Source organism: Kitasatospora sp. NPDC058048, from assembly GCF_042885555.1.
Taxonomy (GTDB): domain Bacteria; phylum Actinomycetota; class Actinomycetes; order Streptomycetales; family Streptomycetaceae; genus Kitasatospora; species Kitasatospora lactacystinica.
Map to the genome: position 1 here is coordinate 1 of NZ_JBHVRT010000050.1, position 11,737 is coordinate 11,737.

At 72.1% G+C, this 11,737-nt stretch carries 10 protein-coding genes; 9 read left to right on the forward strand and 1 reads right to left on the reverse strand.

The window, feature by feature from the left end:
* Window positions 1-95: 95 nt before the first annotated feature.
* Window positions 96-1,433, reverse strand: coding sequence for an extracellular solute-binding protein (locus ACFVVA_RS36210; RefSeq protein ID WP_387694951.1), 1,338 nt, complete (start codon window positions 1,431-1,433; stop codon window positions 96-98).
* 213 nt (window positions 1,434-1,646) lie between these two features.
* Here ACFVVA_RS36210 and ACFVVA_RS36215 point away from each other — a divergent pair, with 213 nt between their 5' ends.
* The 9 genes from ACFVVA_RS36215 (at window position 1,647) to ACFVVA_RS36255 (ending at window position 11,638) form a co-directional block, all read left to right on the forward strand.
* Window positions 1,647-3,221, forward strand: coding sequence for a 4-hydroxyphenylacetate 3-hydroxylase family protein (locus tag ACFVVA_RS36215; protein WP_387694952.1), 1,575 nt, complete (start codon window positions 1,647-1,649; stop codon window positions 3,219-3,221).
* Between the two features lie 38 nt (window positions 3,222-3,259).
* Entirely contained in the window at window positions 3,260-5,014 is a 1,755-nt protein-coding gene (locus ACFVVA_RS36220) for an amino acid adenylation domain-containing protein (protein WP_387694953.1), read from the forward strand.
* Window positions 5,011-5,232, forward strand: coding sequence for an MbtH family protein (locus ACFVVA_RS36225; protein WP_387694954.1), 222 nt, complete (start codon window positions 5,011-5,013; stop codon window positions 5,230-5,232). The genes ACFVVA_RS36220 and ACFVVA_RS36225 overlap by 4 nt, the downstream gene beginning before the upstream one ends.
* A 15-nt stretch (window positions 5,233-5,247) precedes the next feature.
* Window positions 5,248-6,339 carry a 4-hydroxyphenylpyruvate dioxygenase gene (hppD, locus tag ACFVVA_RS36230; protein WP_387694955.1) on the forward strand — a complete coding sequence of 364 codons (1,092 nt, stop codon included), beginning with the start codon at window positions 5,248-5,250 and terminating at the stop codon, window positions 6,337-6,339.
* Entirely contained in the window at window positions 6,329-7,171 is an 843-nt protein-coding gene (locus tag ACFVVA_RS36235; protein WP_387694956.1) for a hypothetical protein, read from the forward strand. Before hppD ends, ACFVVA_RS36235 begins: the two co-directional genes overlap by 11 nt.
* A 107-nt stretch (window positions 7,172-7,278) precedes the next feature.
* Complete coding sequence (locus ACFVVA_RS36240; RefSeq protein WP_387694957.1) at window positions 7,279-8,445, forward strand: LLM class flavin-dependent oxidoreductase; 1,167 nt, start codon at window positions 7,279-7,281, stop codon at window positions 8,443-8,445.
* A 122-nt stretch (window positions 8,446-8,567) separates the two neighbouring features.
* The gene (locus ACFVVA_RS36245) at window positions 8,568-10,121 is read left to right on the forward strand and encodes an FAD-binding oxidoreductase (RefSeq protein ID WP_387694958.1); all 1,554 of its coding nucleotides are present in this window, start codon (window positions 8,568-8,570) and stop codon (window positions 10,119-10,121) included.
* Window positions 10,114-10,887 carry an SDR family oxidoreductase gene (locus ACFVVA_RS36250; RefSeq protein WP_359915586.1) on the forward strand — a complete coding sequence of 258 codons (774 nt, stop codon included), beginning with the start codon at window positions 10,114-10,116 and terminating at the stop codon, window positions 10,885-10,887. The genes ACFVVA_RS36245 and ACFVVA_RS36250 overlap by 8 nt, the downstream gene beginning before the upstream one ends.
* A gap of 34 nt (window positions 10,888-10,921) precedes the next feature.
* A complete protein-coding gene (locus ACFVVA_RS36255; RefSeq protein ID WP_387694959.1) occupies window positions 10,922-11,638 on the forward strand; it encodes a DUF2306 domain-containing protein in 717 nt (238 codons plus the stop codon).
* The last annotated feature ends 99 nt before the right edge of the window (window positions 11,639-11,737 follow it).

Genomic DNA, 11,737 nt, shown 5'->3' on the forward strand with positions numbered 1-11,737 from the left:
CCCCGCTCGCGCCCGGGCTCCCCCCGCCCGGGCGTCCCCCCCCCCCGCGCGCCGCCGCCCCCCTCCGGGTGCCCCGGGGACCGTCGGCCCCGTCGTCAGCCGACCCTGATCGGGCCGCGGGGGCGCAGGCCCCGGCAGGCGTCGTTGTAGTGGTCCAGCAGCAGCTGCGCCTCGGCGTTCGCCTGTGCGAAGCGGACCCGCGGTTCCACGTCGGTGACCAGCACGTCGTGCATGGCGGTGGTCAGGATGTCCTGGATCCCGGCGAACTCCCCGAGCAGCGCGCCCCGGGCGGCCGGCGAACCGGAGTTGGCGGCGAGCTGGTCCAGCGCCGTGCGGAAGTGCGGGTTGCGCTCGAACCAGCCCTCCTGCTCCAGCAGGTCGATCGCCCCGCCGGTGACCGGGATGAAGCCGGTCTCCCGGTGCCGCTCGGCGGCGGTGCGCGGAGTGTTCAGGTACTGCATGAAGGCCAGGGCGCCGTCCTGGGTCTCCTGGTCCAGGCCGGCGGCCAGCCAGAGCGCGTCGCCGCCGATCACGTTGCCCGCGTAGGGCACCCGGTCGTTGTACGGCATCCGGCAGGCCTGGACGACGAAGCCGCCGTCCAGGCCGGCCTGTGCCATCCGGGCCGCCTCCACCGAGGTGGTGAGCACGAAGGCGACCTCCTGTCCGGCGAAGGCGCGGAAGTTGCCGTCCCAGTCGACCTCGGTGTTCACCCGGCTCGGGTGGTAGCGGTACAGGCCCGCCCGGTGCAGCCCGCGCCACCACTCGACGTAGGCGAGCATCGCGTCCGAGTCGAGGTACAGCGTCTCCGCGCGACCGGAGCGGCCGTTGTCGTGGTCGGCCAGCAGCGCCCCCTGCTGGGCCACCGACTGCTGGAACCACCAGCCGTGGTTGGGCCAGGTGATCGCGTGGGCCGGCCCGTCCGGAAGCGCGGCGACGGCCCGGCAGGCGGCCTCGATCCCGGCCCAGGTCTGCGGGACCTCGGTGATCCCGGCCCGCTCCAGCAGGGTGGTGTTGGCGTAGAGCAGCGTGGTCGAGGTGAGCGGCGGCATGGCCGCCACGGCGCCGTCGTGGGTGTAGTAGTGCCGCGCGGCGGGCGCCACGTCGCCGAGGACGACCGGCTCGCCGAGGATCTCGGTGCGGCCCGCGATCGCCCGCTCGACCGAGGTGAACAGCGGCGAGCCGTCGGGCCGCCGGGCGTCGAGGGCGTCCCGGGTCGACGTGTAGAAGTACTGCGCGATGGTCGGCGCTCCGCCCTGCTGGACGGCGTCGTGGACCGTCTGCGGCACCGACAGCCAGTCGGCGCCGCTGACCCTGATCCGGTACTCGGGGTGGTTGGCCGTGAACTTCTCCGCCAACTCCCTGGTCCGGTCGAGAAAGTACGGCATGAACGGGTAGAGCGGCACCACGATGTCGATGTCGATTCGCTTGCTCATTCCGGAGTCCCTCCTGCGCAGGCCTGGCAAATCCAGATGCTCATGCTCCGGGGGCGGCGGACCGCGGGCATCTCCGCTCGTGCTGAGTCCGGGCCGTGCCGGCGGCGCGGGCCGCCCGGGTCCGCAAGCGGCGCACGTCGGGAGAAGCCACCGCCGCTCCCGGGCTGTCAGTCTCGATCCGTCCGGTGAACTGGCAGCAAGGAGAGGCGTCTGATGGCCGAAGCCCAGGAAACCACCGCCGGAAGTGCGCGCGGAACTCGCCCGCTGACCGGGGCGGAGTACATCGAGAGCCTGCGCGACGACCGGGAGATCTACCTCTACGGCGATCGGGTCAAGGACGTCACCGCCCACCCGGCGTTCCACAATCCGGTCCGGATGACGGCACGGCTCTACGACGCCCTGCACGACCCCCGGCACCGGCCCGTGCTGACCGCGCCGGTCGACAGCGGCGGCGAGGGCTACACCCACCGCTTCTTCACCACCCCGCGCAGCGCGGAGGACCTGGTCGGCGACCAGCAGGCGATCGCCGCCTGGGCGCGGATGAGCTACGGCTGGATGGGCCGCAGCCCCGACTACAAGGCCTCCTTCCTCGGCACCCTGGGCGCCAACGCGGACTTCTACGAGCCGTTCGCGGACAACGCCCGGCGCTGGTACGCCGAGTCGCAGGAGAAGGTGCTGTACTGGAACCACGCGATCGTGCACCCGCCGGTCGACCGCTCCCTGCCGCCGGACCAGGTGAAGGACGTCTTCATCCACGCCGAGCGGGAGACCGACGCCGGCCTGGTGGTGTCCGGCGCGAAGGTGGTCGCCACCGGCTCCGCGCTGACGCACTACAACTTCATCGCGCACTACGGCCTGCCGATCAAGGACCGCACCTTCGCGCTGGTGGCCACCGTGCCGATGAACGCGCCGGGGATGAAGCTGATCTGCCGCCCGTCCTACACCGCGACGGCCGCGGCGATGGGCAGCCCGTTCGACTATCCGCTCTCCTCCCGGCTGGACGAGAACGACACCATCCTGGTGCTCGACAAGGTGCTCATCCCGTGGGAGAACGTCTTCGTCTACGGGCAGCCGGAGAAGATCCGGATGTTCACCGGCCAGTCCGGCTTCATCGAGCGGTTCACCTTCCACGGCTGCACCCGGCTCGCGGTGAAGCTGGAGTTCATCGCCGGCCTGCTGGCCAAGGCCCTGGACATCACCGGCACCGGGGACTTCCGCGGGGTGCAGAGCCGGCTCGGCGAGGTGCTGGCCTGGCGCAACCTGTTCTGGGGGCTGTCCGACGCGGCCGCCCGCAACCCGGTCGCCTGGCGCAACGGCGCGGTGCTGCCCAACTCCCAGTACGGCCTGGCCTACCGGTGGTTCATGCAGACGGGCTACCCGCGGATCAGGGAGATCGTCCTCCAGGACGTGGCCAGCGGACTGGTCTACGTCAACTCCAGTGCCAAGGACTTCGGCAATCCGGAGATCCGGCCCTACCTGGACCGGTTCCTGCGCGGCTCCGGCGGCGTGGACGCGGTCGAGCGGGTCAAGGTGATGAAACTGCTCTGGGACGCCGTCGGCAGCGAGTTCGGCGGTCGCCACGAGCTCTACGAGCGCAACTACGCGGGCAGTCACGAGAACACCCGGATCGAACTGCTCTTTGCCCAGCTCGCCAACGGCCAGCTGGACTCCTACAAGGGCCTGGTCGACGAGTGCCTGGCGGAGTACGACCTGAACGGATGGACGGTGCCCGATCTGTCCTCCTTCGCCGACCTGAGCGACTCCGTCCACGGGCTGCTCGACAGCTGATCCGGGCACCGACAACCAATCGACGATGATCGGAGGGCATGGTGGCTTCCCCTTCCCTTCAGGGGCATTTCACGGAACAGGCGCTCAGGACACCGCACGCGATCGCCGTGTCGTCCGGCGGAGTACGGCTCAGCTACCGCGAGTTGGACGAGCGGGCGAACCGGCTGGCGCACCGGCTGGGCGAACTCGGTGTGCGGGCCGAGTCGCCGGTCGCGGTGCTGATGGAGCGGTCGGCGGACCTGGTGGTGGCGATCCTGGCCGTGCTCAAGGCCGGCGGGTGCTACCTCCCGCTGCACAGTGCCCACCCGCTGCCGCGCAAGCAGTGGATCGTGGACCACTGCGCGGCGCCGGTGCTGCTGACCGACGAGCCGATGAGCCGGCAGGGCCTGCCGGAGGTCGCCGAGGTGGTCGTCGTCGAGGGCGAGAAGGGCCTCGCGGGCTACCCCGCGACGGACCCGGCCGTCCCCACCGGCCCGGACGCCCTCGCCTACGTGATCCACACCTCGGGCTCCACCGGGGTGCCGAAGGGCGTCGCGATCGCCCACCGGGACGCGCTCGGCCTGGCCCTGGACTCGATCTGGGCGGACGGCCGGCACGAGCGGGTGCTGATGGTGGCGCCGTACGCCTTCAACGTCTCCACGTACGAGTTCTGGGTGCCGCTGCTGCACGGCGGGCGGATCGTGGTGGCCCCGCCGGGCGACCTCGACGTGCACACCCTGCGCCGGCTGATCGCCGAGGAGCGGATCACCGGCATCCACCTGACCGCCGGACTGTTCCGGGTGCTGGCCGAGGAGGACCCGGGCTGCCTCGCCGGTGTGCGCGAGGTGCTCACCGGCGGCGACGTCATCGCCCCCTCGGCCGTCCAGCGGGTGCTGGAGCACAACCCCGCCCTGGTGGTGCGGGCGATGTACGGCGCCACCGAGGCGACGCTGTTCAGCACCAGCGCGCCGATGACCGCCCCCTACCTCGCCACGGGCCCGGTGGGCGTCGGCCGGCCGATGGACGACGTCCGGCTGCACGTCCTGGACGCCGGGCTGCGGCCCGTGCCGGTCGGCGGGGTGGGCGAGCTCCACATCGCCGGACGCGGCCTGGCCCGCGGCTACTTCAACCGGCCCGATCTGACGGCCGAGCGCTTCGTGGCCAACCCCTTCGACGGGCCGGGCGAGCGGATGTACCGCACCGGGGACCTGGTCCGGGTCGACCGGGACGGCCTGCTGGAGTACCTCGGCCGGGCCAACGACCAGCTCAAGGTGATGGGCTTCCGGGTGGAGCCCGCCGAGGTGGAGGCGGCACTGGCGCGCCATCCCGGCCTGGCCCATGTCGCCGTCGTGGCACGGGAGTCGGATTCCGGGGAGAAGCGCCTGGTGGCGTACTACGTCCCGGAGTCCGACGGGATCGAGGCGGGTGCGCTGCGGGCGCACGCGGTGGAGCAGCTGCCGGCGTACATGGTGCCGACGGCCTTCGTGAGCGTGCCGGCCCTCCCGCTGACCCCCAACGGCAAGCTGGACCGGCGGGCGCTGCCCGAGCCGGTGACCGGTTCGACCCGCCGGGCGCCGTCGACCGAGCGGCAGCGGCAGCTGTGCGCCCTGTTCGCCGAGGTGCTGGAGGTGCCGGAGATCGGGGTCGACGACAGCTTCTTCGAGCTCGGCGGCCAGTCCCTGGCCGCGATGCGGCTGGTCAGCCGGATCCGGGCCGAGCTGAAGATCCCGCTCACCGTCACGCAGTTCTTCGACGTTCCCTCGGTGGCGGCCCTGGAGGGCCTGCTGGACCGGCCGGAAGGAGAGCGGGAATGAGCAGCCCCTTCGACGCCGACGACGGCGAGTTCACGGTCCTGGTCAACGCGCGCGGCCAGTTCTCGCTCTGGCCGGCCGACGCCTCGGTACCGGCGGGCTGGACGTCCGAGCACGGGCCGTCCGACCGGACCGCCGCCCTCGCCTACGTGAACGAGCACTGGACGGATCTGGGGCCGTACGGCCTCACCGGGCGCTCCGCTGGGCAGCCCGACGACTGACGAGGAGTCCGGAACATGAGCCTCGACGCGGGTCAGGAGACCTTCGGCGGCATGCTCGTCGACCACATCACCTGCTACGTCGCCGACTTGGCGGTCACCACCGAGTGGCTGGTCCGCGGGTACGGCCTGGAAGTGTACGCGAGCTCGCCCCCGCGGGCGCGGGAGCTGAGCTCGGTGGCGCTGGGCGCCAACGGCATCCGGCTGCTGCTCAGCCAGCCGGTGGTGGGCGACCACCCGGGAGCGGCCTACGTCGAGAAGCACGGCGACGGGGTGGCCGACATCGCCCTGCGCGTCCCGGACGCCCGGGCGGCCTTCGCCACGGCGGTGCGCCGCGGCGCCCGGCCGGTGTCGGCGCCGGTCGCGCACGGCGACGTGGTCACCGCCACGATCATGGGCGTCGGCGACATCGCCCACACCTTCGTCGAGCGCCCGGCGGGCGGCGACGAGCGGCTGCTGCCCGGGCTGTCCCCGGCCGAGGCCGGCCCGGCCGGGGCGGCCGGGCCGGGCTGCGGTCTGCGGGAGGTCGACCACTTCGCGATCTGCGTCGAGCCGGGGCAGATGGACTCGACGGTCGCCTTCTACCGCGAGGTCCTCGACTTCGAACCGATCTTCACGGAGCGGATCGAGGTCAACGGCCAGGTGATGATCACCAATGTGGTGCAGGGCGGCACGGTCACCTTCACCCTGATCACCCCCGACCCGTCCGAGGTCTCCGGCCACCTGGACGCCTTCCTGAAGGACCACGGCGGTCCGGGCGTGCAGCACATCGCCTTCACCACGGACGACATCGTGCGCTCGGTCGACGCGATCGCCGCCCGGGGCGTGGAGTTCCTGGGCACCCCCCCGGCGTACTACCGGCTGCTGCCGGACCGGCTCACCCCGCTGCGGCACTCGGTGGCGGAGCTGGAGCGGCTGAACCTGCTGATCGACCAGGACCACGACGGGCAGCTGTTCCAGATCTTCGCCAAGTCCGTGCACCCCCGCAACACCCTCTTCCTGGAGGTCATCGAGCGGATGGGCGCCCGCTCCTTCGGCAGTGGCAACATCAAGGCGCTCTACCAGGCCATCGAGCACCAGCAGGGCAGGGGCACCGACGATGACGCGTGACACGAGCCCCGACGAGCGCTTCCGGACCGCGGTCGAGCGGCTGCGGGTGCCGGGCATGGGGACGGAGGTGGTGGCACCGCTGCTCTCCCAGCTGGTCCACCTGGTCCGGCCCCACCGGGTGCTGGAGGTCGGCATGGGCTACACCACCCCGTTCCTCGCGAAGGCCCTGGCAGAGGCCGAGGAACTCGCCGGGGCCGAGGCCGCCGCGCTGGTCCGCAAGACCCTGCCGTACCTCGCGGACGGCCGGGAGCTGGACGAGGCGTGGATCGACAGCGAGCCGGCACTGCTGCTCCCGGGCAACTACCGCGAGCCGTACCGGCCGCGGTTCGTGGCGGTCGACGACCTCTCGGACAGCGGCTCCTCGGCCCCGCTGGTGACGGAGGTGCTGGCCGACCTCGGCCTCGCCGAGCGCGTCACCGTCGTCAACTCCGACATGCGCGGGGCCGTCGGACGCCTCCCCGAGGAGTTCCGGCCGATCGACTTCGCCTGGGTCGACGCCTGGGACTGCCTCTACTTCTTCGAGAACTTCTGGGAGTTGATCGACCCGGACGGCGGGATCGTGGTCATGCACTACCTGATGACCTACCCCGAGGGCGAGGCGATCCTGGAGTACATCGCCGACACCCAGCGGATGGCCCCCGGCGAGTTCGAGGTGCTCAACCTGCTGGAGAGCCGCAAGCTGCGCCAGAACAGCATGACCGTGCTGCGCCGCACCGGCGGCAGCCGGCCCCGGCAGTACTCCGACACCGGTCAGCGCCCCCGCCTGGGCGGGCGGGTGCGTGCCGACGCCGCCGCGCTGGCCGAGTCGTTGGAGGCCCCGGGCACGGTCTGAAACCGGCCCGGACCGCACGCGCATTCTGGAAGATGGCGGCCTCCGGTCGCCTGGCTAGATTGATTCACATCCACTGCGAGCCTTGCGAACAGAGGGGAACCACCGGCATGAGCACACTCTCCGAGGACCCGAACAGCGTCAAGTTCGTCTACTGGGACAACCTCACCTACGCGCCGTCGGGATCGCGCTCGCCGGAGGAGTGGGACCCGGTGCTCGGGGCCCGCCTCTACGAGACCTACCTCGACCACTGTGTCGAGGCGGAGCGCCTCGGCTACGCGGGCCTCAGCCTGCCGGAGCACTTCGGCCCGTCGTCGATCTCCCCGCACCCGAACGTCATGCTGGCCGCGATCGCCGCGCGGACGACCCGGGCCCGGCTGGTCTCCGGGGTGAACCTGGCCCTGCTGCACCACCCCCTGCACCTCGCCGAGCAGTTCAACATGATCGACGTGCTCTCCTCCGGGCGGCTGGAGATCGGCCTCGGCCGGCGCGGCGACCGGGCCGCCTTCGAGCACAACGCCGACCTCATCGACGGCGCCGTCAACCGGATCGACCACCCGGTGGCGAAGGACGACCTGACCCCCGCGTACACCGCGTTCCTCCAGGACGCCGAGGTCGCGAAGGTCACCGTCTGGCCCCGGCCGGTCCAGCCGAGCGTGCCGCTGTGGGTGGCCGCGGAGACGGACGAGTCCCTCGCCATGGCGGCCCGCCGCGGCTGGAACGTCTTCACCGGGCTGAACCTCGACCCGGCGGCCGGCGGCATGTCCAAGATCAGCGTGGAGGAGATGGTCGCGCGCCTGCACCGCTACCTGGAGGTCGGCAAGGAGCACGGGCACGAGCTCTCCATGGCGAACGTCGCGGCGAGCTGCTTCACCGTGATCGCCGACACCGACCGCGAGGCCGCGGAGCTCGTCCGCGACGGCTTCGTCTCGCACATCGAGACCGCCGGCGGGGTGCTGGCGCGGATGGCCGGTGCCGACCCCGCCGACAGCCCGCTGTCCTCGCTGGCGAAGGAGGGTGACACCGGCGTGCAGGGCGTGTTCGAGGCCCCCGCGGAGTCCTACCTCCGCAACCCCTTCGCCCTGGTCGGATCGGTCGAGACGGTCCGGGCCAAGCTGGAGGCGCTGACGTCCGCCGGCTTCCGGCGCTTCGTGCTGCTCTGCGGCGGTGTCGGCACCACGCACGAGGTCGCCTGGCAGTCGGCCCGGGCGATGGCCGAGGACGTCGCCCCCGAACTGTTCGCCGCCACGTCCGGCTCCGGCGCGGTGGCCGGCTAGCCGGACCTCCCCGCCCGGGGGCCGCGCCGCTGGGGCGGGGCGCGGTCCCCGGGCCCCGCCCGGGACTCCGGGACCCGACCGCCGGCGCCGCGCGCGCCCGGCCCGTGGAAGGACGAACGAGCATGACCGACAGCACCGTTGATCCGACCGGGCCGGTGGTGATCAGGCCCGGGGACCCGCGGTACGAGAACCTCGTCCAGGGCTACAACCACCGCTTCGTCGGACGGCCCGACCAGGTGCACGTGGTGACCGGCACCGAGGAGGTGGTGGCGGCCGTCGACGAGGCGGTGGCGACGGGCCGGCGGATCGCGGTCCGCAGCGGCGGGCACTGCTTCGAGGACTTCACCGCCTCCCCCGACGTCCGGGTCCTGCTGGACGTGTCCCAGCTGAACGGCATCTCCTACGATCCCGACCGGCGCGCGATCGAGGTCGGCTCCGGCGCCCTGCTCGGGGACGTCTACCGGACCCTCTTCAAGCGCTGGGGCGTGACGGTCCCGGCCGGCACCTGCCTGGACGTCGGCGTCGGCGGCCACTTCACGGCCGGCGGCTACGGCCACCTCTCGCGCCGCGACGGCCTGGTCGTCGACCACCTCCACGCCGTCGAGGTGGTGGTCGTCGACGAGGCCGGCCGGGCCCGTGCCGTGGTGGCGAGCGCCGACCCCGAGGACCCGCACCACGACCTCTGGTGGGCCCACACCGGCGGTGGCGGCGGCAACTTCGGCGTGGTGACCAGGTTCTGGCTGCGCACCCCGGGGGCCGACTCGGCCGACCCGGCCCGACTGCTGCCCCGGGCTCCGGCCCGGGTGTGGAAGCGGACGGTCATGTGGCCCTGGGAGGGCATGACCGAGGAGGCCCTCGCCACCCTGCTGCGCAACTACTGCACCTGGTACGAGGAGCACGACGACGCCGACGCGCCGGCGGCCGGCCTGTGGAGCAACCTGATCGTCACCCACCGGAACTCCGGGGCCTTCGGGATGGTCGTGGTGATCGACCACGAGGGGCCGGACGCCGAGAAGGTGCTGGCCGAGCACTTCGAGGCGGTCAGCGCCGGGGTCGGGGTGGAACCGTCGGTGCACGTCACCGAGGTCGTGCCCTGGCTGAGCTCCTGGCTGCCCTCGTACAGCTTCCCGAACGACCCCAAGGGGCGCTACAAGGACAAGGCCGCCTACCTGCGGAAGGGTTTCACCGACCACCAGCTCGGGGTGGTCTGGCGCTATCTGAGCGATCCGGAGCACATCAACCCGATGTCGTGCCTGGTGGTCGCCGGCTTCGGCGGCAGGGTCAACACCGTCGCCCCCGACGCCACCGCCACGGTCCAGCGGGACTCGATCCTCAAGGTCCTCTACAGCGGCGGCTTCTGGCTGTCCGCGGACCAGGACGAGGCCTGCATCTCCTGGGTCCGGGAGTTCTACCGCGAGGTCCACGCCGGGACCGGCGGGGTTCCCGTCCCGGACGGGTTCACCGACGGCGCCTACATCGGCTACCCCGACCGCGACCTGGCCGACCCCGCCCTCAACACCTCGGGGGTGCCCTGGTCGGTGCTCTACTACGGCGGCAACTACCCGCGCCTGCAGCGGGTCAAGCGGGCGTACGACCCCCGGAACGTGTTCCGCCACGCATTGTCGATCGAACCAACCGACGCACAGCCGGACTTGCTGGAGGATCAGGATGCTTGAGAACAAGGTCGTCGTGGTCTCGGGGGTCGGCCCCGGTCTGGGCCGGGCCATCGCCCTGCGCGCCGCGCAGTCGGGGGCGGACGTGGTGCTCGCCGCCCGGACCGCCTCCCGGCTCGCCGAGATCGCCGCGGAGGTCGAGCGCACCGGACGCCGGGCACTGGCCGTACCGACCGACATCACCGACGACGAGTCGGCCGCCGCCCTGGTCAAGACCGCGACGGAGGCCTTCGGCCGGATCGACGCCCTGGTCAACAACGCCTTCGCGGTGCCCCCGCTGGTCGACCTCGGCGAGGTCGAATTCGCGGACGTGCGCGCCGGGTTCGAGACCAACGTCTACGCCGCGCTGCGGCTCACCCGGCTGTTCGCCCCCGCCCTGGCCGAGAACCGGGGCTCGGTCGTCATGATCAACTCCGCGGTGATCCGGCACTCCAAGCGGCTGTTCGGCGCCTACAAGATGAGCAAGGCCGCCCTGCTGTCGCTGGCCCAGAGCCTGGCCACCGAGCTCGGCCCGCAGGGCATCCGGGTGAACACCGTCGCCCCCGGCTACATCTGGGCGGACGCCCTGCGCGAGGGCTTCGGCCACTGGGCCGCGCAGCGCGGCGTCACCGTGCAGGACATCTACGACGAGATCGCGGCCACCCTCGACCTCGGCCGGCTCCCCGAGCCCGACGAGATCGCCGACGCCGTGCTGTTCCTGATGTCCCCGCTGTCCCGCGCCGTCACCGGGCACTGCCTGGACGCCAACGCCGGCGAGTACCACCACTGAACCACCCGGACCCAACGGAAGTCGAGGATCAGCGGTGACACGGAACACGAAGCCGTCCGGGGCCCTGGCCGCCGGACCGGAACGCACGAGACCCGGCACCGGAGCGGGCGCGACCGCACCGAGCTGGTGGCAGAGCCCATGGGTGACGGCGCTGGCCGTCCTCGTGGTCTTCAATCTGGTGTACGCCTTCCCCCGGTACCTGACCGGCGGCCCGGGCCAGGCCAGGATCCCCCTGGACCCGTCCTTCCCGGCGCACTACGCCGTCCTGGTGGGGCACGTCGTCTTCGGCAACATCTCGATGGTGACGGTCTTCCTCCAGGTCCTGCCGTGGATACGCCGCAACCACCCGGCGGTGCACCGGATCAGCGGCCGGGTGTACATCTTCGCCGGGGCCCTGCCCGGCGGCCTGCTGGCCCTGGTGCTGCTGCCCTACTCCACGGCCCCGAGCGGAAAGATCGGCCTGGCCATGATGGGCGGGCTGTGGCTGCTCACCACCGTGCTCGGGCTGCGGGCCGCCCTGCAGCGCCGGTTCGTCGACCACCGGCGCTGGATGGTCTACAGCTTCGCGATGGCCCTCGGCACCAGTTGGGGCCGGGTGGTGGTCGAGCTGATGGGGTACATCCCCGGTTTCAAGCTCGACCTCCCGGTGCTCCTGGAGGTGGCCAACTGGGCGGGCTGGGTGGTCAATCTGCTGGTCGCCCATTGGTGGCTGGAGCGGACCGGCCCCCGGGCCGCCCAGCTGGTGCGCTGACGTCCCTCCCCGCGCGGGCGGCCCGGGGTGCCCCCGCCCCCGCCCCCCCGCTTGGGGGCTGATAAGGGCCGGGGCGCCCCCCACAAAAAAGAGACCCCC

Bases quoted from the DNA above. Each gene is read 5' to 3' on its own strand.
- ACFVVA_RS36210 (WP_387694951.1), bottom strand. From the start codon at position 1,433: ATGAGCAAGCGAATCGACATCGACATCGTGGTGCCGCTCTACCCGTTC.
- ACFVVA_RS36215 (WP_387694952.1), top strand. From the start codon at position 1,647: ATGGCCGAAGCCCAGGAAACCACCGCCGGAAGTGCGCGCGGAACTCGC.
- ACFVVA_RS36220 (WP_387694953.1), top strand. From the start codon at position 3,260: ATGGTGGCTTCCCCTTCCCTTCAGGGGCATTTCACGGAACAGGCGCTC.
- ACFVVA_RS36225 (WP_387694954.1), top strand. From the start codon at position 5,011: ATGAGCAGCCCCTTCGACGCCGACGACGGCGAGTTCACGGTCCTGGTC.
- hppD (WP_387694955.1), top strand. From the start codon at position 5,248: ATGAGCCTCGACGCGGGTCAGGAGACCTTCGGCGGCATGCTCGTCGAC.
- ACFVVA_RS36235 (WP_387694956.1), top strand. From the start codon at position 6,329: ATGACGCGTGACACGAGCCCCGACGAGCGCTTCCGGACCGCGGTCGAG.
- ACFVVA_RS36240 (WP_387694957.1), top strand. From the start codon at position 7,279: ATGAGCACACTCTCCGAGGACCCGAACAGCGTCAAGTTCGTCTACTGG.
- ACFVVA_RS36245 (WP_387694958.1), top strand. From the start codon at position 8,568: ATGACCGACAGCACCGTTGATCCGACCGGGCCGGTGGTGATCAGGCCC.
- ACFVVA_RS36250 (WP_359915586.1), top strand. From the start codon at position 10,114: ATGCTTGAGAACAAGGTCGTCGTGGTCTCGGGGGTCGGCCCCGGTCTG.